Annotated in this window: 21 protein-coding genes; 13 read left to right on the top strand and 8 right to left on the bottom strand. The window is 68.6% G+C overall.

Annotated features, from left to right (window positions below):
- Nucleotides 1-13: 13 nt before the first annotated feature.
- Nucleotides 14-1,132: an efflux RND transporter periplasmic adaptor subunit gene (locus D187_RS39670; RefSeq protein WP_002629016.1), complete on the bottom strand. Its 1,119-nt coding sequence runs from the start codon at nt 1,130-1,132 to the stop codon at nt 14-16.
- A gap of 242 nt (nt 1,133-1,374) precedes the next feature.
- Here D187_RS39670 and D187_RS39665 point away from each other — a divergent pair, with 242 nt between their 5' ends.
- Complete coding sequence (locus D187_RS39665) at nt 1,375-2,538, top strand: ATP-grasp domain-containing protein (RefSeq protein ID WP_043433749.1); 1,164 nt, start codon at nt 1,375-1,377, stop codon at nt 2,536-2,538.
- A 24-nt stretch (nt 2,539-2,562) separates the two neighbouring features.
- Here D187_RS39665 and D187_RS39660 read toward each other — a convergent pair whose 3' ends face one another.
- The 6 genes from D187_RS39660 to D187_RS39635 all read right to left on the bottom strand — a co-directional run bounded on the left by D187_RS39660 (nt 2,563) and on the right by D187_RS39635 (nt 9,026).
- Complete coding sequence (locus D187_RS39660; RefSeq protein WP_002629014.1) at nt 2,563-3,336, bottom strand: alpha/beta hydrolase; 774 nt, start codon at nt 3,334-3,336, stop codon at nt 2,563-2,565.
- Between the two features lie 152 nt (nt 3,337-3,488).
- Nucleotides 3,489-4,691, bottom strand: coding sequence for a glycosyltransferase (locus D187_RS39655; RefSeq protein ID WP_002629013.1), 1,203 nt, complete (start codon nt 4,689-4,691; stop codon nt 3,489-3,491).
- Complete coding sequence (locus D187_RS59460) at nt 4,678-5,736, bottom strand: glycosyltransferase family 4 protein (RefSeq protein WP_002629012.1); 1,059 nt, start codon at nt 5,734-5,736, stop codon at nt 4,678-4,680. Before D187_RS59460 ends, D187_RS39655 begins: the two co-directional genes overlap by 14 nt.
- Before the next feature lie 20 nt (nt 5,737-5,756).
- On the bottom strand, nt 5,757-6,287 hold the full coding sequence (locus D187_RS39645) for a serine O-acetyltransferase (protein WP_002629011.1): 531 nt from the start codon (nt 6,285-6,287) through the stop codon (nt 5,757-5,759).
- Between the two features lie 112 nt (nt 6,288-6,399).
- Nucleotides 6,400-7,914, bottom strand: a complete 1,515-nt coding sequence (locus D187_RS39640; protein WP_043433970.1) for a lipopolysaccharide biosynthesis protein — start codon at nt 7,912-7,914, stop codon at nt 6,400-6,402.
- The gene (locus tag D187_RS39635; RefSeq protein WP_063725078.1) at nt 7,911-9,026 is read right to left on the bottom strand and encodes a polysaccharide deacetylase family protein; all 1,116 of its coding nucleotides are present in this window, start codon (nt 9,024-9,026) and stop codon (nt 7,911-7,913) included. Before D187_RS39635 ends, D187_RS39640 begins: the two co-directional genes overlap by 4 nt.
- A gap of 549 nt (nt 9,027-9,575) precedes the next feature.
- Between D187_RS39635 and ccmA the strand changes: the two genes are divergently transcribed.
- The 8 genes from ccmA (at nt 9,576) to D187_RS39600 (ending at nt 16,136) form a co-directional block, all read left to right on the top strand.
- A complete protein-coding gene (gene ccmA / locus D187_RS39630) occupies nt 9,576-10,238 on the top strand; it encodes a heme ABC exporter ATP-binding protein CcmA (protein ID WP_002629007.1) in 663 nt (220 codons plus the stop codon).
- Entirely contained in the window at nt 10,235-10,930 is a 696-nt protein-coding gene (locus D187_RS39625) for a heme exporter protein CcmB (protein WP_002629006.1), read from the top strand. Before ccmA ends, D187_RS39625 begins: the two co-directional genes overlap by 4 nt.
- Nucleotides 10,931-10,937: 7 nt before the next feature.
- On the top strand, nt 10,938-11,741 hold the full coding sequence (locus D187_RS39620) for a cytochrome c biogenesis protein (protein WP_002629005.1): 804 nt from the start codon (nt 10,938-10,940) through the stop codon (nt 11,739-11,741).
- An 11-nt stretch (nt 11,742-11,752) separates the two neighbouring features.
- The gene (locus tag D187_RS55970; protein ID WP_002629004.1) at nt 11,753-11,917 is read left to right on the top strand and encodes a hypothetical protein; all 165 of its coding nucleotides are present in this window, start codon (nt 11,753-11,755) and stop codon (nt 11,915-11,917) included.
- A gap of 4 nt (nt 11,918-11,921) precedes the next feature.
- Nucleotides 11,922-12,407 carry a cytochrome c maturation protein CcmE gene (locus D187_RS39615; protein ID WP_002629003.1) on the top strand — a complete coding sequence of 162 codons (486 nt, stop codon included), beginning with the start codon at nt 11,922-11,924 and terminating at the stop codon, nt 12,405-12,407.
- Entirely contained in the window at nt 12,404-14,428 is a 2,025-nt protein-coding gene (locus tag D187_RS39610) for a heme lyase CcmF/NrfE family subunit (RefSeq protein ID WP_002629002.1), read from the top strand. The genes D187_RS39615 and D187_RS39610 overlap by 4 nt, the downstream gene beginning before the upstream one ends.
- Nucleotides 14,425-14,964: a TlpA family protein disulfide reductase gene (locus D187_RS39605; RefSeq protein ID WP_002629001.1), complete on the top strand. Its 540-nt coding sequence runs from the start codon at nt 14,425-14,427 to the stop codon at nt 14,962-14,964. Before D187_RS39610 ends, D187_RS39605 begins: the two co-directional genes overlap by 4 nt.
- A 62-nt stretch (nt 14,965-15,026) precedes the next feature.
- Complete coding sequence (locus tag D187_RS39600; protein ID WP_002629000.1) at nt 15,027-16,136, top strand: hypothetical protein; 1,110 nt, start codon at nt 15,027-15,029, stop codon at nt 16,134-16,136.
- Between the two features lie 43 nt (nt 16,137-16,179).
- On the opposite strand, the gene argG is transcribed toward D187_RS39600, so the two are convergent.
- Nucleotides 16,180-17,526: an argininosuccinate synthase gene (gene argG / locus D187_RS39595; protein WP_002628999.1), complete on the bottom strand. Its 1,347-nt coding sequence runs from the start codon at nt 17,524-17,526 to the stop codon at nt 16,180-16,182.
- Nucleotides 17,527-17,768: 242 nt separating this feature from the next.
- On the opposite strand from argG, the gene D187_RS39590 reads away from it, so the two are divergent.
- From D187_RS39590 to D187_RS39575, 4 genes are all read left to right on the top strand, one after another.
- A complete protein-coding gene (locus D187_RS39590) occupies nt 17,769-18,635 on the top strand; it encodes a hypothetical protein (protein ID WP_002628998.1) in 867 nt (288 codons plus the stop codon).
- Nucleotides 18,632-18,991, top strand: coding sequence for a hypothetical protein (locus D187_RS39585; RefSeq protein ID WP_002628997.1), 360 nt, complete (start codon nt 18,632-18,634; stop codon nt 18,989-18,991). The genes D187_RS39590 and D187_RS39585 overlap by 4 nt, the downstream gene beginning before the upstream one ends.
- Nucleotides 18,992-19,055: 64 nt before the next feature.
- Nucleotides 19,056-19,502, top strand: coding sequence for a hypothetical protein (locus tag D187_RS39580; RefSeq protein ID WP_155893912.1), 447 nt, complete (start codon nt 19,056-19,058; stop codon nt 19,500-19,502).
- A 99-nt stretch (nt 19,503-19,601) separates the two neighbouring features.
- Nucleotides 19,602-19,988: a hypothetical protein gene (locus tag D187_RS39575; protein WP_155893911.1), complete on the top strand. Its 387-nt coding sequence runs from the start codon at nt 19,602-19,604 to the stop codon at nt 19,986-19,988.
- Nucleotides 19,989-20,005: the final 17 nt, after the last annotated feature.

Raw genomic sequence — 20,005 nt, 5'->3', positions numbered from 1 at the left:
CGAGACCCTCGGACTACTGCAGCTTCACGCCGTCGCGCAGCTCAGGCCGCGCCACCGCCACCACGCGCTCACCCACGCGCACGCCCGCCATCACCCCCACCTCGTCTCCGGAGCCGTCGCTCACCTGCACGAAGCGCTCCTCGAGCCGGCCGTCGCTCACCACGAAGAGCTTGCGCCGGCCGCCCTCGTCCACCAGCGCCGTGCGCGGCACCACCGGCATCGGCTGCTCGCCCAGCTGCACGCGCGCCGTGGCGAACTGGCCCGGCAGCAGCGCGCGCTCCTTGTTGGGCACCAGCGCCTCCACCACCAGGTCCCGGCTGCCCGAGCGCAGGCCCGCGCCCACGTACGTCACCTTGGCCTTGTGCACCACGTTGGGCGCCGCCGTGAGGGTGAACTCCACCGGCTGATCCTTCTGGATGAGCGCCGCCGAGGCCTCCGGCACCGACAGCTGCAGGCGCAGCGGATCCAACGACACCAGCGTCACGATCTTCGAGGCCGGCTGCACGTACTCGCCCACGGACACCGCGCGCTCGGCCACCACGCCGTCGAAGGGCGCGCGGATGGAGGCGTCCGACACGTTGATCTCCAGCAGGGACAGGCGCGCCTGGGTGCCCGCCACCTGGGCCGCCGCGTTGCGGCACTGCGCCTGGGCGCGATCATGATCCGCCGCGGAGATGGTGCCGCTGGCGAAGAGCTTCTCGTTGCGCTCGCAGTCGGCGATGGCCAGCGCCTGCTGGCTCTTGGCCTGCACCACCTGCGCCCGGGCCTCCTCGAGGCTGGCGGAGGAGGCGCGCGCGTCCAGCTTCGCCAGCACCTCGCCCTTCTTCACCACCGTGCCGCGCTCGGCGTGCACGGACACCACCTTGCCCGTCACCCCCGCGGCCACGTCCGAGTCCTCGTTGGCCGACAGCGAGCCGGTGAGCGTGAGGAAGCGCGGCACCTTCTGCTCGCCCACCTGCACCGTGTCTGCCTTCACCGCGCTTTCCGCGGCGGTTTGACGCGCCGCGGCGCCGGGCTTGTTCTCCGCCGCGTCCACTCGCGACCCACAGCCCGCGCCCAACGTCAGCACCAGCCCGCCCACCACCACGCCCTGGAACGTCCTGCCCTGTCGATGAAGATGAAACTTCCGCATACCGTCACTCCCGCAGGCTCCGCCCTCATGGGCAGCTCCTCGGCCGAGATAGTTAGTAACGGGAAACTAACTAACGCTGGCCCCAAGGGAGTGTCAAGTCTCGGTAACTGGCGAGCGGGCAGGCGGTGGGTATCGCCCCGGCGGACATGGCGCCTCGCGTCAACTCTCCCCTGTAAGACTGGAAAAAGTCGGGTATCGTGCGCCCTCCCCCCTCCGAAGGAGTCGCCGTCAAAGGGCCCACCATGAACGTCGTCTTCATCTCGCCCCAGTTCCCGCCCCACTTCTTCCACTTCGTGGCCGCCCTGCGCGAGCGGGGCGTCAACGTCCTGGGGGTGGGGGACTGCCCCTACGATGCCCTGCGTCGGGAGCTGCGCGAGTCGCTGTCGGAGTACTTCTTCACCCCCAACCTCCACGACATCGAGGCGCTGGTGCGCGCCGTGGGCTACTTCACCTGGCGGCACGGCCGCATGCACCGCATCGACTCGCTCAACGAGACGTGGCTGGAGGTGGAGGCGCACCTGCGCGAGGCCTTCCACGTCCCGGGCCTGCTGCCCGCGGACATCGCCCGGCTGCGCTCCAAGCTGGGCATGCATGATCTGTTCAAGCAGGCGGGCCTGCCCCACCCCGACGCCATCGCCGTGCGCGACGCGGCCGGGGTGAAGGACTTCGCCCGCCGCGTGGGCTACCCGCTCGTGCTCAAGCCGGACGTGGGCGTGGGCGCCGCGCGCACCTTCAAGGTGTCCAGCGAGGCGGAGGTGGACGAGGCCTTCCGCGGGCCGCCACTCGCCGGCTACGTGGCCCAGGCCTTCGTCAAGGGCACCATCGTCACCTATGACGGGCTCGTGGACGGCAACGGCCACATCGTCTTCACCACCAGCCACGAGTACAGCGACGGCATCATGGAGTCCGTGCTCGAGCAGCGCGACCTGGCCATCTGGAGCCACCGGCAGCTGCCCTCGGCGCTCGACACCATGGGGCGCAAGATGGTGGAGGCGCTGGGCCTGCGCGAGCGCTGGTTCCACCTGGAGTTCTTCCGCCTGGCGGATGGCAGCTTCGTGGCGCTGGAGGCCAACCTGCGGCCCCCCGGCGCCTTCGTGGTGGACATGATGAACTACGCGGGGGACACGGACGTGTACCGGCTGTGGGCCCGCCTCATCGCCGGCGAGGACCTGCGCGGATTTCGCTACGAGCCCAAGTACCACGTGTGTCACATCGCCCGGCGCACCGGCCGCGCGTACCGCTATGGACACACGGAGGTGGTGGCGCGACTGGGCGAGACGCTCCTGCAGCACGCCACCCTGCCCTCCGTCTTCACCAGCGCCCTGGGGGATGAGATGTACCTCACCCGGCACCGGGACATCGAGGCGATGCGCGAGGCGATGCGGCTCGTCCAGGCCCGGACCTGAACGGAGCGCCGCCCGCGCGGCGCTTCAGCTCAACAGCCAGTTCATCGCGAGGGGAAGCCGGCGCTGCCAGGCTTTCTCGTCGTGGTGGCCCTCCGGCTCGAGCACGAGCGCCAGCTCGTGGTCGCCGTACCCCAGGCCCTTGAGGTGGTGGTAGAAGTCGCGCGTGGCCTCGCCGTAGCGCATGACGTAGCCCACGGGATCCACCGTCTCGTGCAGGCCGGCGTCCAGGTAGATGCGCGACCAACGCCGGGTGTGCGAGGTCCACTCCGAGAAGAAGCGGCTCCACCCCCACATCACCGAGGGCGACAGGCCGCCGATGCGGCCGAACAGCTCCGGGTGCCTCCAGCCCATGTACAGCGAGATGAGGCCCCCGAGCGACGAGCCCATGACGGCCGTCGACTCGGGGCCCTGGCGGGTGCGGTAGACGGAATCCACGTAGGGCATGAGCGTCTGGGTGACGAAGCGCACGTAGGCGTGGCCATGCGCCCGGACGTGGCTGCGCGGCTCGTCCCAGGGCGAGTACTCGGCGAGCCGGTTGTGCGTGGAGTCCACGGCGACGATGATCCACGGCTCCACCCTCCCCTCGGCCACGAGCGCATCCATGGTGGCGTTGGCGCACCACGTCTCGTAGATGGCGGACTCGGGGTGGGCGAAGACGTTCTGCCCGTCGTGCATGTAGAGCACCGGAAAGCGCCGCTCCGGCGCGTGATCATACGCGTCCGGGGTGTAGATGCGCACGGTGCGGGAAATCCCCTCTTGGGGCGATGCGAAGTCTCGGATGATGTGAACGTAGCCCATGGACGATTCCGGCCGTTTGCCGCGAAGCGCCATACTAGGCGGACTCGCCCCCTCCCGCCATCACTCCCGAGCACGGAAAAACCGCGCCACCGCCCCCCTTGTCTCGGGAGGCGGCGCGCGGCGGGGAATCGATGTGCCCTGGGGCCGGGGGCCTACAGCCCGCGTCCGGCCTTCACCATGGCCTCGCCCACATACTGGCGGATCTCCTCCACCTTGGCCTCCCAGCTCTCGTGGCGGATGCGCTCGGCGCGCTCACGGGACGGGCCCGCCCCCTCGGCGAGGCACTCGTCGATCTTCCGCACGAAGTCGGCCTCGTCCGTGGCCAGCTTGCACAACCCCACCTTGCGCACCTCGGGGATGTCCGAGGAGACCACCGGCAGGCCGGCCGCCAGGTACTCGCGCACCTTGAGCGGGTTGGCGTTGAGCGTGAGCTCGTTCACCCGGAAGGGCATGAGCGCCACGTCGAAGGCGCGGCAGTAGCCGGGCAGCTCCGAGTAGGACTTGCGGCCGAGGAAGTGCACGTTGGGCAGGGCCTTGAGCGCCGAGGGATCCACGTCCGGCGCCACCTTGCCGATGATGACCACGGAGCCCTCGGGGTGCGCCTTGGCCGCCGCGGCGATCGCCTCGGTGTCCACCCAGTCGGCCACCAGCCCGAAGAAGCCCAGGATGGGCTTGGGCAGGTTCGCGATGTCCGCCGGAATGGGCGTGGACGCGTCACAGGCCTTGACGAAGTGGTTGAAGTCCACGCCGTGGCGCACCAGCACCGTGCTCGGGTTGACGCGCGCCTTGTTCTCGCGCAGGCGCTCGGCCGAGGTGATGACCAGGTCGGCGCGCTTGAGCAGTTGCTGCTCCATCTCCGCGATGTGGCGCCCGTTGGTGTCGCTGAAGGCGGAGAACTCGTCCACGCAGTGGTAGACGACGAACTCCTCGCCCAGCCGTCCGGACACCGGCGCCGAGGCCGGCAGGAAGGACCAGGAGATGGGCCGCTTGAAGTGCAGCTGGCGCATGGCGCGCTGCACCTGGGCGCGCAGGAGCGAGCGGTTCAACGCGCGCACCGCCTCCGAGCCGTAGAAGGGCACCGCCAGCGGCGCGAGCACGAAGAGGTTGGGCTCCACCTCGCGCACGCCCTCGGTGAACTTGGCCAGCTTGTTCCAGATGCGCTTGACGTCGTGCGCGTTGGCCTTGGGCGCCCGGTTGCCAATGCTGTTCACCCAGAGCACGCGGTTGTCGCGTGAGAGGATGCGCATGATGTGGACCTTCGACAGCGGGTCCCCATCCCAGTCGTTCGAGAACACCACCAGATCCCTGCCACGAAGGGCCCGGCGGGCCAGATCCATTTCCTCACTGCGCCGCATGTAGCTCGCCTCCGACACTCGTCGATTGAGTCAAATCACCGTAAAGCTTCATCAAGATGGGTCCGGCATCGGGCGACACCACCCGAGCGGGTCCGGCTTCCAGGGCATGCAGCACCCGCCGGGTCAGGTCCTCCGCGCTGCCCGCGCGGAAGGTATGGGCCCCCTCGGGCCGGGCGCACACGTCGCTCGCCACACACGGCACCCCCAGCGCGAGCGCCTCGCGCACGGAGATGGCATCCCCGTCATGCGTGGTGGGCCGGATGAAGGCGTCGCAGCGCTTCATCAACGCGAGCGCCTCCGGGTGCGCAAGCTCCCCCAGGTTCTCCAGCAGCGACTCCACCCCGTGCTCCCGGGCATCCCGCTGGAACTCCTCGGAATGGGTTCCCGGTCCGAACACCGCGAGCCCCACGCCGGGCCGCGCGTCCGCGAGCTGGCGCAGCGCGCGGAACATCAACCCGCGTCCATAGACGGGCGAGGGGTGGTGCGCCATGGCCAGCAGCACCTGACGGCGCTCGCGTGCCGCCTGGATCGCCGGCGTCAGCTCACCCGGACGCACCTGCGAGCCGCAGAAGGCCGGGTACACGAGGATCTTCTCCGCGGGGACCCCGCAGCGCACGAGCGCCGCGCGCACCGCCTCGGACACGGCCACCACGTGGGAGTAGCCCATGAGCACCAGGCGCGCGAACGCCCGCCGTGACGGGGAAGCGGCCAGGTAGTCCGGCAACAGCCCCGAGTGCAGGGTGATGACGCGCGTGGAGCCAGGGGCGCGCAGGGCCCCGGTGGCCGCGAGCACCCACGACTTCGGATTGTTCCCACTGGTGTGGACGTGCACCGTCCACCCCTCGCGGATGAACCCCGCGAGCCGCCGGGCGTACTGGGCCGGGGTTCGCACCGAGATGACACCCGGGGCCGGACGGCCGCCCTTGCCAATGTCCAACACCACCGACTCCACTCCGCGCTCGCGCAGGGAGTCGTGCAGCTGCTGCACGTGGACCGCCACGCCACCATGCGGTGGCGGATAGTCGCCAACGAGGAGCACTCGCATGTGGACTCTCTCCTCGGGCGCTAGCGCGCGGCGGACGAGGCGGGAGGAATGGACTGCACCACCTCGTTGCGCTGGGCCATCGGAGGCCGCAGGCCCATCTCCCGCTCGTAGGTGGCGAGCGGATCCGGATCCTTGCGGATCTCCCGGGCCGGGATGCCACCCACCACCGAGCCGGGCGCCACGTCCTTCACCACCACGGCGTTCGCGCCGATGATGGCGAAGTCACCGATGCGCACGTTGCCGAGAATCTTGGCGCCCGCGCCAATGCGCACGTAGTCGCCGATCACCGGCAGATCCTTGAGCCCCGAGCGGCCGCCCACCGTCACCTGGTGCGAGATGAGGCAGTGGCGCCCGATCTTCGCGTCCTTGTGGATGACGATGCCCATGCCACCGTAGCCGAGCTGCGTCCCCTCGCCGATCTCCGCCTCGGGCGGGAGATACGAGCCATGCAGGAAGTGGATGGCCTTGCGCAGCACCGCGGGAAGAACAGGCACGCCCCGCCGGTGCAGCTTGTGTCCGAGCCGGTACAGCGACATCGCGTCGATCCCCATCACGCCTCTCCCCTGTTGAACCTGTTGAATAGAGCCCCAAGCTAGATACGCCCCCCGAGGGCCGGGAGTCCCCCTGAACCTCCCGGTGTCGGGTAGTCGAAGCTCGGCGCGATCACCCGCCGCGGCGGGCACGCGCGAGCAGCCCGAGGGGCCGCACGCCCGTGGCGTACAGGACACCCACGTAGCCCAGCACGAACAGCAGCCCGGCCACGGCCAGCGGCAGCGTCCTCCAGACGAAGCCCTCGGGCAGTCCCCCCCAGGCATGCTCGGTCCCCAGGCGCAGCACGAAGACGGCCGCGGCGGCGGCGAACGCGGCGAGCGACGCCTTGCCCAGCTCGCGCCAGGGGATGATGTCCCGGATGCGCAGGCGCAGCGACGGCGTGGACAGGGCCGCCGGCACCCGGACGAGCAGCGAGCACTTGCCCACCAGCTCCGCCAGGGCCCACGACACCACGCCCCCCATCATTCCGAACTGGCGCACCCCCACCCAGACGAGCGGCACCGTCACCACCGCCTTGATGAGGTAGGACAGGAAGATGGCCCGCGTGTGTCCCCGGGCTCGCAGCACCCCGTCCATGGGCAGGATGGCGAGCACCACGCCCACCACGCTCACGCGGAAGATGGGCACGGCGGGCAGGAACTTGGCGCCGAACAATGCCCCGATGAACTCGGGCGCGGCGGCGAAGAGGAACGCGGCGAAGGGCAGGAAGAGGAAGGCCAGCTTGCCCGCGGCCTCGCGGAACGCCCCCACGCCCTCCTCCAGACGGCCCTGCTTCTCCAGCTCGCCCAGGCGCACCATGAGCACCTCGCTCGTGGGCGTGTACAGCAAGTCCACCACGGGCAACTGGAAGCAGCCCACACGGTAGAGCGCGTACAGGGCCGGGCTCACCACACCCGCCACCATATAGAGGTGGGCGTTCTGCTGCGGAATCGCCAGCGCCATGGCCGCCCCGAAGGGAGCCGCGTAGACGAGCTGCTGACGCCACAGCTCCGCGCGCGCCAGCGGTCCGGTGGTGCCCCTCGGCGCCACCACCCACGTGGCCACGTAGCGCAGGAAGGTGAAGCCCACCACCGCCAGCATCATCCCATGCAGGCCGGCGCCCAACAGGCACGGCACCACCATGGCGGCCGCGCGCACGGCGTCCGACACCAGATAGACGATCGCCGACTGCTTCGTCCTGCCCTGGCTGGTGAGGGAAATCTCCAGCGGGAAGGAGCCGAGCAGGAAGGCGGTATAGAGCGCCAGGGTCCCCCGGTGCTCGAGCAGCGCCGGGTTGCCGAAGTGGTTGGCGACGAGGCCGAGCAATCCCCACACCAGCGCCGCGGCCACCGCCCCCGCACCGGACATGAAGAGCAGCGTCTGCCCGAGCCACGGCCGCTTCTCCTCCGCGCGCGGCAGGAAGTAGTAGAGGCTCTGTACCACCCCGAAGGGCAGCACGTAGTAGAGCGTCGTGGCGATGAGGAACAGCTGGTAGTAGGTGCCATACTCCTCGAGGCTCAGCACCCGCGCCAGCACGAGGGGAATGGACAGCGTCAGCCCGGCGGTGAACAACCGGGCCAACACCAAGGGGCCCGCCTTTCCCATGAAGGAAGCGGCGGGCGCGGCGGACCCCGACTTCTCACTCACCACGCGGCTCCTTCCGTCATGATGATGGGATTGGGCGTGTTGGCCCCGGAGGCAAGGACCTCCTGCCCCTCCTTCTTGAGGCGCTGCGGGCGCCGGCCCAGCACCGGCTCGCGCATGCCGAGCGTGCCGAAGCAGTCATCCAACTGGCACACCGTGAGGCTCGACGAGTAGCCGCCCGTCACACCCACGCTGAAGTTCTCCCACAGCACCTTGCGCTTGAGGGTGAAGGGGTTGCCGCCGATGCGGTTGTTCATGTCCTCGGTGGTGACGGCCGAGCGGAAGCCGTTGCGCATCAGCACGTCGATGACGTCGTCCGAGTACCAGCCGTTGCAGTAGGCGAAGTCGCGCACGGGCTTGCCGAGCTCCCGCTCGATGACGGCCTTGGACTCGCGCACCTCGCGCTCCACCACGTCGAGCGGCTCGTGCGTGAGCACCACGTGGCCGAGCGTGTGCGCGCCGAACTCGAAGCCGTCGCGCGACATGGTGCGCACCTCGTCCCAGTCCATCAGATCACCCTGCTCGGGCATCAGCGGCGCGTCTGGACCGAGCCGCTCCTCCAGCGCGCGGATGGTGTCCATGAGCGTGGCCGTGGAGTGCACGCCGATGAAGTCATCGAGCGCCGCGGACAGGCGCTTGCGCCCGGACATCACCTCCACCATCAGCCCCGCGGCCGGCTCGGGCAGCACGTCGAACAGCGGCTGGTAGCCCCTGGCCTGGACGCTGTGCACCAGGTGGAAGAGCCGATCATGGTTGAAGCGGTGATTGGTGCCGATGAGATCCGCCGGCAGGTAGGTGATGGCCGGCACGCCCATCTCCTTCAGCACGGGATAGGCGTAGCGGTACACGTCCCGGTAGCCATCGTCGAAGGTGACGACGCACAGATCCTCGTGCGCGGTGCGGGCCCCGGACATCACGTCCAGCGCCTCGCCCATGGTCGCGAACTTGTAGCCCGCCGCCGACAGGCCCTCCAGGTGGCGCCGGAACGTCTCCTGGGAGATGAGCAACCCCGGAATGGAGCGCTGCAGCTCACCAAAGAAGTCCTCCACCACCCGGTGGTAGCTGACGATGAGGATCCGTCGCCCACCCGACTGGTGCCGCCGGTACGCCGCCAGCGCCTTGCGCAGTCCACTGTGGTGCAGCACCCCGGCCGCCGCGGACTTCACCGCCCTCCGAACAACCCCTCGCATGTCCATCGCTGATTCCTCTCCAGATGACGCCGCATGCTTCTCGCCCCGAGTGGTTTGCACACGGTGTGCCATCCCCGGGAGCCACCCGTCCCGGGAAAGGGAGTCCCACCAAAGGGTAAGTCCGTTCCCACGCCATGACGTTCACGCGGAGAGATCTGCGCAACCAAGGTGTCTTCGGCCGGAAAGAGCATGCGTTCCGCCGAAGACAAGGGGCTGCGTGCAGGGCTGCCTGCCTGCTTCCAGGACCACTCGGGATGAAGGATCCTGTCGCGGAAACTGAAAAAACTTCCACTTCGTAGGCGGATGTAGGGAGAGGGCAAGGAGGAGCACGGGAGGGGGAAAGTGCCCTCCCAGGGCGATCTCCTGTCCCTGGAGGGCGCCGTCCCGTGGCCGTGCATCCCGTCTCCTATCCAGGCAGCCGGAGGTGCTTTCGCTGGAGTGCGAAGAAGTTTCCAGTTACGAACGCTCCCGCCGATGGACGCCTCCCCCGCCGCGCCCCCCGCGCTCGCCCTCCACGATGTCAGCAAGCGGTATGGCCGCCATTGGGCGCTCGCGCGCCTGAGCTATGCCCTGCCCCAGGGCCGCTCGTTGCTGCTCACCGGGCACAACGGTTCCGGAAAGACGACGCTCCTGCGGCTGGTGGCCACGGCGCTCTCCCCCACCCATGGCCGGGTGGAGGTGCGGGGCCTGGACTGCGTGGCCCAGCGCGACAGCGTGCGCCGCGAAGTCGCCCTGCTGTCCCACGCGAGCTTCCTCTATGAGGACCTCACCGGCCGGCAGAACCTGGTGGTGCTCGCGCGGCTGCTCGGGATGGAGTCCCCCACGGACGTGGCGGACACGCTGCTCGTGAAGGTGGGCCTGACCAGGCGCACGCAGAGCCCCGTGCGCCAGTTCTCCGCCGGCATGCGCAAGCGCCTGGCCATCGCCCGGTTGCTGCTCAAATCGCCCGCGGTGGCGCTCCTGGACGAGCCCTTCGGAGAGCTGGATCCCGCGGGCATCCAGGCCATGGAGAAGATCATCGGCGAGCTGAAGGACTCCGGAGTCACCGTGGTGCTGGCCACGCACCTCATCGAGCAGGGGCTGAGCCTGTGCGAGGAACGGCTCCACCTGTCGGATGGACGGGCGGTGGCGGCATGAGGCCCGGGCGCTCCATCTCCCTGCCGAGGTCGGTGGGAGTCCTGCTGGCCAAGGATCTGCTCATCGAGTGGCGCACGCGCGCGCGCCTCAACGCGCTCGTCTTCTTCGCGCTCGCCACGCTGCTGCTCTTCTCGTTCGCGGTGGGGCCAGACACGAAGCTCCTGGCGCGCAACGCCGGGGGCTACCTGTGGCTCGCGCTGCTCTTCGCCAGCGTGCTCGCCCTGGGCGAGTCCTTCCGGGTGGAGCAGGAGAACCTCACCCTGGACGGGCTGCGGCTGGCCCCGGCGGACGCGCGCGCCATCTTCCTGTCCAAGGCGGTGGGCAACACGCTGCTGCTCGTGGGGCTGGGCGCGCTGCTCATCCCCGTCATGGTGGCGCTCTATGGCGTGCAGGTGACCATGGGCCCCCTCCCCTTCGCGCTCACCCTGCTACTCGGCTGCATGGCCATCAGCGCGCCGGGCACGGTGTATTCGGCCATCGCCAGCAACGCGCGGGCAAGAGATGTGCTGCTTCCGCTGTTGCTGTTCCCGCTCATCATTCCGGCACTGCTCGCCGCCGCCAAGGCGACGTCGCTGGTGCTCCAGGGTGATCCCATGGAACAGCTCGGCTCATGGTTCGGGCTGCTTTCCGGGTTCAACCTGATTTATTGGGGGCTAGGCTTCGCGCTCTTCCCCCGGGTCATCGAGGATTGAAATCGCCATGAACACGGTGCTGCAGCTCGTATCGACGACGGCGGCGTTGGGGTCCGTCGCGCTGGGAATCTACCTGGGCGTGAAGTGGGCGCCGGTGGGCTCGCGCTTCAACGCCCGGCCGGCGCTCTATGCCATGACGGGGGCGGCGGTGGTGCTGCTGGCACTGGGGTCGTGGATGGGGCTCGTCTGGACGCCGCCCGAGCGGGAGATGGGCCACGTCTACCGCATCATCTACGTGCATGTGCCGGCCATGTGGATGTCCATGCTGGCGCTGGTCATCAACTTCGGCTGCTGCATCGCCTACCTGTTCAAGGCGAGCTGGAAGACGGACGCGCTGGCGGAGTCGGCGGCCGAGATCGGGCTGCTCTTCGGCACCTACGGCCTGGTGCTCGGCTCCATCTGGGGCAAGCCCACCTGGGGCGTGTACTGGGACTGGGATCCGCGGCTGACGGCCATGGCCATCATGCTGGTGACGTACGTGGGCTACACGGCGCTGCGCCGCTTCGTGGAGGATCCGGAGAAGCGCGCGGTGTGGAGCTCGGTGGTGGGCATCATCTCCGGCATCAACATGCCCATCGTCTGGAAGAGCGTGCAGTGGTGGCGCAGCCTGCACCAGGTGCAGTCCACGCCCAAGACGGTGGATCCGGACATGGTGCTGGCGCTGCGCGTCAACGCGTGGGCCTCGCTCATTCTGCTGGTGCTCTTCCTGTTGCACCGCTACCGCATCGCCCTCGCCACGCGCGAGGCGGAGGTGGCCCTGCCCTCGGCGCTGCCCACGGACACGCGCGCCAATCCCTCGGAGGTGGTTTGATGATGTCGGCAATGCACACGGGTCTCGTGCTCGCCGAGGTGGGCGTGGGTCGCATCCAGGGAGGCTGGGGCTACATCTGGAGCTCCTACGCCATCGCCTGGGGCTCGCTCGCGCTCTATGCCCTGTCCCTGTGGCTGCGCCGTCCCGGCAAGGCCGTGAACGAGTCGAAGGAGTAGCGCCATGACGCAGCAGACGCGCAACCGTCTCATCGCCGTGGTGGCCTTGCTGGTGGCCGGCGGCGGCCTGGCCCTGGTGGCCTTTGGCAACATCGGCGAGAACCTCGTCTACTACTGGCGGCCCTCGGAGATGCTGGCCCAGGGGAGCAAGGCCTACGGTCCCATCATCCGCCTGGGTGGCCAGGTGCAGCCGGGCAGCATCCAGTGGGACGAGCAGCACACCACCCTGCACTTCCGCGTCATGGACGACGAGAAGCCGGGCGCGCCCCAGGTGCTCGTGCGCACCAACGAGGTGCCGCCGCAGATGTTCCGCGAGCGCATCGGCGTCGTGGTGGAGGGCACCTTCGACGCGTCCCAGACGTTCCAGGGCAGCCGGCTCATGGTGAACCACTCCAACGAGTACCGGGCGCCCAAGACGGATGACGACGTGAAGAAGATGTTCGAGGAGATGCAGAAGCAGGAAGCCACCACGGCGGCGAGGACTCCGTGACGGCGACGATCGGCTACGCGCTGGTGCTCGGGGGGCTCGCGTTCGCGAGCTTCGGGGCGCTGGTGGGACTGGTGAGCGGGATGCGCCGCAACGACGCGGCCTTCCCCTGGGTGCTGCGCTGCGTGTACGGCTTCGCCGCCTGCATGGTGGGCGCCAACCTCGTCATGGAGTGGGCGCTGCTCACCGATGACTTCAGCGTCCAGTACGTGGCGCAGGTGGGCAGCCGCGCCACGCCGACGATCTACAAGATCGTCTCGCTGTGGAGCGCGCTGGAAGGCTCCATCCTCTTCTGGGGCCTCATCATGGGCGGCTACGTGCTGGCGTTCGCCCTCACGCACCGGCGCGAGCACGCGCGCTACATGTCGCTCGCGCTGGGCACCATGCTCGCGGTGGGCGTCTTCTTCAGCTTCCTCATCGCGGGGCCGGCCAACCCCTTCCACGCGATGTCGCCGGTGCCCCCGGACGGGCCGGGCCCCAACGCGCTGCTGCAGAACCACTACCTGATGATCATCCACCCGCCCATGCTGTACCTGGGCTACGTGGGCATGACGGTGCCCTTCGGCATCGCCGTGGCGGCGCTGCTGCGCGGAGAGATGGGGGATGCGTGGATGGCGCCCCTGCGGCGCTGGACGCTCTTCGCCTGGTTGTTCCTGTCCATCGGCATCATCCTCGGGGCGTGGTGGGCGTACGCGGTGCTCGGCTGGGGCGGCTACTGGGCGTGGGATCCGGTGGAGAACGCGTCCTTCCTGCCGTGGCTGACGGCCACCGCCTTCATGCACTCCACGCTCGTGCACGAGCGCAAGAAGATGCTCAAGCTGTGGACGCTGAGCCTGGTGCTCTCCAGCTTCGTACTCACGGTGCTGGGCACGTTCATGACGCGCTCGGGCATCTTCAACTCGGTGCACAGCTTCACGCAGTCGGACATCGGGCCCACGTTCCTGGTGTTCATCGCGATCCTGCTCTTCGTGTCCATCACGCTGCTGGCCGTGCGCGGGCCGCTGCTGGTGGCCGAGAGCCAGATCAAGTCGCTCCTGTCGCGTGAGACGACCATCCTGGTGAACAACCTGGTGTTCGTGGCCATCACCTTCACGGTGCTGCTCGGCACGCTCTATCCGCTCATCTCCGAGGCGGTGCGCGGCATCAAGGTGAGCGTGGGCGAGCCGTACTTCAACAAGATGGCGGTGCCCGGCGGCATCATGGTGCTCTTCCTCATGGGCGTGGGGCCGATGCTGCCCTGGGGCAGCGCGGATCCGAAGACGGTGAGAGAGCGCTTCTGGATTCCGGCGGCGGTGGGCGTGGCGATCGTCGCCGCGTGCCTCGCCGGGGGCCTGCGGGGCTTCTACCCGCTGCTCACCTTCGGGCTGGCGGGCTTCGTCACCGTCATCACCCTGCGCGAGCTCTTCCTGCCGGTGAAGGTGCGCATGAGCGAGCACCGCGAGGGCTTCGTCAAGGCGCTGATGGGCAGTGCCACCAAGGCGCGCCGACGCTTTGGCGGCTACATCGTCCACCTGGGCATCGTCGTCATCCTCGTGGCGGTGGGGGCCTCGTCGGCCTACGTGACGCGCACCTCGGGCACGGTGCGCGTGGGCCAGACGCTGAAGATCGGCGACTACGGGGTGAAGTACCTGGGGCTCGCGAGTGGCAAGGAGCCGCACCGCACCTTCGTGGCCACGCGCGTGGAGGTGACGGCGCCCAACGGCGAGGTCACCGAGATGGCCCCCCGGATGAACTACTACGAGACGATGACGGACCCGGTGGGCACGCCCGCGGTGCGCTCGACGCCCAAGGAGGATCTCTACCTGTCGTTGATGGCCTTCTCCGAGGACCGGGGCACGGCGAGCTTCAACGCGTGGATCTTCCCGCTGGTGGGGTGGATCTGGTGGAGCATCCCCCTGCTGGTGATCGGCACGCTCATCGCGCTGTGGCCGGCGCGCCGGGCCCGGGCGGTGGTGGAGTCGCGCGCCCCCGTGGCGAGCGCGCCTCCCGGCTCGGAGGGTGAAATGAACAGGGGGACGGCATGAAGTGGCGCATCACACTGAGCTTCGTCGTGTTGTGTCTGGCGCTGGTGGGAGTGCTCTACAAGGGCTTCGGGCGCAACCCGCACGAGGTGCCCTTCATGCTCAAGGGCCAGCCGGCACCCTCCTTCACCCTGGCGGCGCTGGACAGCGGCGAGCGGGTGAGCCTGGCGGAGCTCAAGGGTCGGCCGGTGGTGCTCAACTTCTGGGCGTCCTGGTGTGGCCCCTGCAAGATGGAGCACCCGGTGCTCGATTGGGGCGCGCGGGAATTCGGCCACCAGGCCCGATTCCTGGGCGTCGTCTTCGAGGACACCGAGGACAACGCGCGGCAGTTCCTGTTGCAGATGGGCGCGAGCTTCCCTCAGTTGGTGGATCCGCGCTCGCGCATGGCGGTGGACTACGGGGTGGCGGGCGTGCCGGAGACGTACTTCATCGACCGCCAGGGCATCATCCGCGGCAAGCACGTGGGCCCGATCGATCCGCAGACGATGGCGACGTGGATGAGGGAGTTGACGGCGGACGGGCCCACCGCGAAGCAGTGAGTCAGCAGGCGCCGCTCCGGCTCGGGGCGGAGTGAAGGGCCCGGGGAGCGGAGGCCATACCCATGCAGTGCCAGGAGTGCGGAGAGATCGCGCGGGACGTCACCCTGCGCTACTGCGAGAACTGTGGGGCGAAGATGCCCGCGCCCCCGCCCGGAGTGCGCCGCACCGGCGCCCGGCCCGCCCTCCCGGCCGAGAAGCGCGCCGCACCAGCGCGCGCCGCCCTTCCTGGAGATGAGACCGACGAGCAGCCCGAGCCCGCTCCGGTCAGACGCGTCGCGCGGGAGCCGGAGCGCGCGGAGCCGGAGGCGCCTCGGGGTCCGCCCTACGATGGACCCCTCTGGCTGGCGCACGTGCCGGCCCACTCGCCGAGCGTGCTGGGCGTGGGTCTGCTGGCGGTGGCGGTGGTGCTCTCCATCCTCCCCTTCTTCGCGGACGTCGGACCGCTCTGGTCGCTGGTGACGTTGGCGGGAGGATGGCTGGTGGTGGCGCGGGAGCTGCGCGCGGTGGGCGAGCGGCACACGTTGGTGGATTGGGTGCCCGACTCCGTGCTGCACCCGGCGGTGCCCGCGCTGTACGCGGTGGTGGTGGCGGTGCTGGCGATCCGGATGCTCGGCGTGGGCGTCACCCCGGTGTTGTGGGCGGGCGGCGCGGCGCTGATCGGCTTCGATCAGTACCGCAAGGTGTACGTGGGAGAGGACGGCTGGAGCCGCTTCTTCGATCCGCGCCAGTTGCGGGTCGGAATGGCGCCCGTGGCGCTCGCCGGCGTGACGTTGTGCCTGCTGTCGCTGTTCCTCTCCTGGGAGCCCGGGAACAGCTCCGCGGCCATCCGGGGCCCCGGCGCGGGGCCGCCGCAATTGCGCGTGATGGACCAGACGCCCGCCTCGTCCGACGTCGTCTACAACCTGCTCGACATGCCGCACGACGCGGGCTGGGATCAGCCCCTGTCCGTCTTCATGGCGCTGCTGCTGGTCGGGGTGTTGGGCTTGATGGCGCTGCGCCCGGAGGTGCCACGTCCCGAGGCGCTGCGCTTCGCTCCCCTGGGGGTGCTGGTGGTGTGCCTCTCGTGGATGATCTTCAACGGCGTCCTGTCGTGGGGGCCCGTGTTGTTCCTGGTGGGCCTGGTGGCGACGGGATTCGTCTCGGTGTACGGCTCCTTCTCGCGCGAGGCTTGAGCGGGCGCGCGGGGCCCCCCTCTCGGGAGGCCCCTGGAACGGCTCAGCTCTCCTCGCCTTCCTCCAGCAACTGCGCGATGCCGGTGCCGGTGGCGCCGGGCAGGCGGCGGACGCTCGCGAGGTGGTGCAGCAGCAGGCTGCGGTTGTCGCTCACGGAGAGGTTCTGCATCTCCAGGGCGCCGATGCGATCCTCGGGGTTGAAGGCGGCCTCGACCTTCTCCATGGAGAGCTTGCTCGGATCGTAGGACATGTGCTCGGCCTGGGTATCCAGCAGGGTGTAGTCGTCGCCGCGGCGCAGCTCCAGGGTGACGCTGCCGGTGATGCTGGGGGCCACCCACCGGGTGAGCGAGTCCTTGAGCAGCAGGGCCTCGGGATCGAACCACTTGCCCTCGTAGAGCAGCCGGCCGAGGCGGCGGCCCAGGGTGAAGTAGAGGTCCGAGGTGTTCTCGTTGTGGATGGAGGACAGCAGGCGCTCGTAGACGATGTGGAGCAGCGCCATGCCGGGGGCCTCGTAGATGCCGCGGCTCTTGGCGTCGATGACGCGGTTCTCGATCTGATCGCTCGAGCCCAGGCCGTGCCGTCCGCCGATGCGGTTGCACTCGAGGAACAGCTCGAAGAGGGAGTCGAAGCGCTTGCCGTTGAGGGACACGGGCAGGCCCTGGGCGAACTCCACGGTGATGCGCTCGGCGCGGATGTCCACCTCGGGGCGCCAGTGCGCCACGCTCATGATGGGCTCCACGATGTTCATGCCCTTGTTCAGGTGCTCCAGATCCTTGGCCTCGTGCGTGGCGCCCAGCACGTTGGCGTCGGTGGAGTAGGCCTTCTCGGTGCCCATGCGGTAGGGCAGCTGGAGCGAGTGGAGGTACTCGCTCATCTCCTTGCGGCCACCGAAGGCGCTGACGAACTCGGGATCCAGCCAGGGCTTGTAGATGTGGAGCGCCGGGTCCACGAGGATGCCGTAGCGGTAGAAGCGCTGGATGTCGTTGCCCTTGTGGGTGCTGCCGTCGCCGAAGACGTGCACGCTGTCCTCGCGCATGGCGCGCACGATGGCGGTGGTGGTGACGGCGCGGCCGAGCGGCGTGGTGTTGAAGTACTTCTTGCCGCCCACGGACAGGTGGAAGGCGCCGCACTGGATGGCGACGAGGCCCTCGCGCACCATGGCCTCGCGGCAGTCCACGAGCTTCGCCTGCTTGGCGCCATGGCCCAGGGCGATGGGGGGGATATCGGCGGGGTTCTTCTCGTCGGGTTGGGCGAGGTCGGCCGTGTAGGCGTACACCTCGAGTCCCTTGCGGGACATCCAGGCCACGGCGGCGCGGGTGTCGAGACCGCCCGAGAAGGCGAGACCGATGCGGGTACCAGCGGGAGGAAGCGAACGGTAGATGCGGCTCATGGCGCGGCGCCTAGCACGGAATGCTCCGGACGTCCCGTGTCTCCTGAGCCGATGACGCCGTGGTGCATCCCCGTCGGGCCGCGATCACGGAAAACCCGGGGAAGTCCATGAACATCTGTGATATCTAATGACTCCGTAATATTCCAGGTATCCATGGATGACTACTTTCCTGTCTGTTTCTCGAATTATCAGGAAATGCTCTCACCGAGTGGTTCATGGGTCCGAAACAACTGGAGTCTCTTGTGACGATCTCCTCGACCAAGAACCATTCAGCCCCCCCGCTGCCACCCCGGAACAATCCGGCGCAAACGCATACCAGCCAGGCACCAGGCAAGCTCGAGCAGACCGACGGCAAGCAGCAGGGGACGACCCAAGCGGCTGGCACCTCCAGCCACGTCCACACGCCATCGGCCTCCGCGCCACAGGACACCTTCACGGTGTCCAATCCGAACGCCCATGCTGGGGTGACGGGTCCGGTCGGCCAGACCAGGCCCCAGACCGCGGGAAACGTACAGGCGTCCGCCCAGACGCAGCAGACGGGCAACGGCCCCCTGGCCCCCGACAGAGCCGCTGCCGTGATGTCCTTCGTGAATCAGCAGCAGGGGGAATTGCTGGGCCGGATCGCCGGAGGCTTGAAGGCGGGAAAGATTTCCCAGGAGGAACTGGGCCCCTTGATGGAGAGCGCGCAGAAGCTGGCCCAGGCCTCCGGTGAGGCCTCGGCGAAAGAGCAGTTCATGCCGAACGACACGAAGAACCTGAGCGAGATGCTCATGCAGCACCAGGCCACGGTCATCAACACCCTGGACAGCAAGCAGAGCATCTTCTCCTTCTTCAAGAAGCCGTCCGCGGCCCAGCAGGCCCTGGCCCAGCAGGTGGGCCAGCTCAGCCAGGATGTTCTGCAAGGCCGCATCCGCGACGGCGATTTGAGCAAGCTCATTTCCCAGCAGTTTGGTTCGCCCGCGGGCGCGGGTCATGCCGTATCTCAGCCCTCCGTGGCGGGCACTGAAGGAGCTGGCGCGACGAGCGCCCCCCCGCCTCCGCTCCCGCGCCGACGCTCCAGCAGTTGGGCGGCCTGCTGCAGCAGTTCAGTGCGCTGGTGGGCAGCTTGAGCGCCCCGGCCCCCCAGACGCCAACCTCGACCCATGCCTCGGAGCCGGCCCAGGCCCAGCAGGTGGGCAGCCACCTCGCCTTCCCTCCCGACCCCTCAACGATGTCCAATCTGACGCAGCAGCACGGCTCGCTGCAGGCCAAGCTGACCAAGCTCGAGCAGCGCATGAAGCAAGCCAGGATGGGCCTCGAGACTCTCGGCGCCTTGACGCAGGGCCTGCAAGAGCTGGGTGATGCCATCAAGACGACCTCGGCGAAGGAGAAGGTCACGCCGGCGGAGCTGCTGGGCTTGAGCACGCTGGTCCTGAAAAACGCCACGAACATTGACCACGCCTTCCAGGTCTTCAAACAGTCATAGCCTCGGGCGGCGTCCGCTTCGGCACGAATGACCTGTGCGGCGCATTCGTGCTAACCACTCCCCCATGAGGGTCCCGACTCCCTCCCTGCGTGGAGTGCGCCCCGCCCTGCTCCTGCTGCTCTGCCTGCTGCCCTGGGGGTGCTCGGCCATCCCTCCCGCACCGGGGGACGACTCGATCCGGGCCCGGCTCAAGGCGTGCCTGCTGGCGGGGGACATGGCGTGTGTCGTCGACCAGTACCTGGTGCTCCAGGACATCGGGCGGATGCCGGGCTGGCTGGTGGCATTCCAGAACGCCTTCGCCATCACCAACCGCAAGGCGGGCGAGTGCGAGAAGGTCGCACGACTCGTCCACCAGGGACTCGTCAAACTCGGTGAGCGACCGGAATTCATCCGCTTCTCGGTCAGTGGCCCATCACCAGTGCGAGTGCTGGGCTTCGATGAGACCGCACAAGGCATGGTGGTCAAAACCCATCAGGTCTCGACAACGGGTGTGCATGTCGCCATTCATTGACGCCTACACAGGTCTGGCCGGGTTGCCCTTTCAGGACTACGTGGTCCGGCTCCGCACGGGACCGGGCAACAGGATCGTCGACGAGGTGCTCAAAGAGCCATGACCGAGAAGCGAGTCATCAAAGAAGAGCCGATTCCGGAGGAGTGGCGTGGTCGAAGGGTAGGCCTCATGGATGCACTGCTCTATGCCCGACAACAGATTCTCGAGAAGCGTGGACTCTGGTTCGTCACTGGCTTTGACACCGTCGAGTCGCTCGTCGCGTTCACGATGGGCTGGGCTTCCAACACCCAATTCAACGGAGAGAGCGACCGGGAGTGGTGCGACTTCCTGGATTGGTTCGACGAGGTGGAGCCCGCGGCGCGCTACGAGGGCTGGCAGGTGACGTTCCTGCGCGAGTGCGGCGGGGACCACGAGCGCGCGGTCATGAAGTTCCTCGATCGCGCCCACGAGTTCGTCTCCCTGCGTCGCGCGTCACCCAAACCCTGAGAATTCCAGGCGATTTC

This window comes from Cystobacter fuscus DSM 2262 (genome assembly GCF_000335475.2).
Classification (GTDB): Bacteria; Myxococcota; Myxococcia; order Myxococcales; family Myxococcaceae; genus Cystobacter; species Cystobacter fuscus.
The sequence above is the reverse complement of the archived record's forward strand: the minus strand, read 5'-3'. Positions and strand labels throughout refer to the sequence as shown.

Excerpts from the sequence above, each read along its gene's own strand:
- D187_RS39655 (WP_002629013.1), bottom strand. The coding sequence starts at position 4,691 with ATGCGGCGCAGTGAGGAAATGGATCTGGCCCGCCGGGCCCTTCGTGGC.
- argG (WP_002628999.1), bottom strand. The coding sequence starts at position 17,526 with ATGAGCCGCATCTACCGTTCGCTTCCTCCCGCTGGTACCCGCATCGGT.
- D187_RS39580 (WP_155893912.1), top strand. The coding sequence starts at position 19,056 with ATGAGGGTCCCGACTCCCTCCCTGCGTGGAGTGCGCCCCGCCCTGCTC.
- D187_RS39625 (WP_002629006.1), top strand. The coding sequence starts at position 10,235 with ATGAGGCCCGGGCGCTCCATCTCCCTGCCGAGGTCGGTGGGAGTCCTG.
- ccmA (WP_002629007.1), top strand. The coding sequence starts at position 9,576 with ATGGACGCCTCCCCCGCCGCGCCCCCCGCGCTCGCCCTCCACGATGTC.
- D187_RS39670 (WP_002629016.1), bottom strand. The coding sequence starts at position 1,132 with ATGCGGAAGTTTCATCTTCATCGACAGGGCAGGACGTTCCAGGGCGTG.
- D187_RS39605 (WP_002629001.1), top strand. The coding sequence starts at position 14,425 with ATGAAGTGGCGCATCACACTGAGCTTCGTCGTGTTGTGTCTGGCGCTG.
- D187_RS59460 (WP_002629012.1), bottom strand. The coding sequence starts at position 5,736 with ATGCGAGTGCTCCTCGTTGGCGACTATCCGCCACCGCATGGTGGCGTG.
- D187_RS39600 (WP_002629000.1), top strand. The coding sequence starts at position 15,027 with ATGCAGTGCCAGGAGTGCGGAGAGATCGCGCGGGACGTCACCCTGCGC.
- D187_RS39575 (WP_155893911.1), top strand. The coding sequence starts at position 19,602 with ATGACCGAGAAGCGAGTCATCAAAGAAGAGCCGATTCCGGAGGAGTGG.
- D187_RS39620 (WP_002629005.1), top strand. The coding sequence starts at position 10,938 with ATGAACACGGTGCTGCAGCTCGTATCGACGACGGCGGCGTTGGGGTCC.
- D187_RS39665 (WP_043433749.1), top strand. The coding sequence starts at position 1,375 with ATGAACGTCGTCTTCATCTCGCCCCAGTTCCCGCCCCACTTCTTCCAC.
- D187_RS39615 (WP_002629003.1), top strand. The coding sequence starts at position 11,922 with ATGACGCAGCAGACGCGCAACCGTCTCATCGCCGTGGTGGCCTTGCTG.
- D187_RS39660 (WP_002629014.1), bottom strand. The coding sequence starts at position 3,336 with ATGGGCTACGTTCACATCATCCGAGACTTCGCATCGCCCCAAGAGGGG.
- D187_RS55970 (WP_002629004.1), top strand. The coding sequence starts at position 11,753 with ATGCACACGGGTCTCGTGCTCGCCGAGGTGGGCGTGGGTCGCATCCAG.
- D187_RS39645 (WP_002629011.1), bottom strand. The coding sequence starts at position 6,287 with ATGGGGATCGACGCGATGTCGCTGTACCGGCTCGGACACAAGCTGCAC.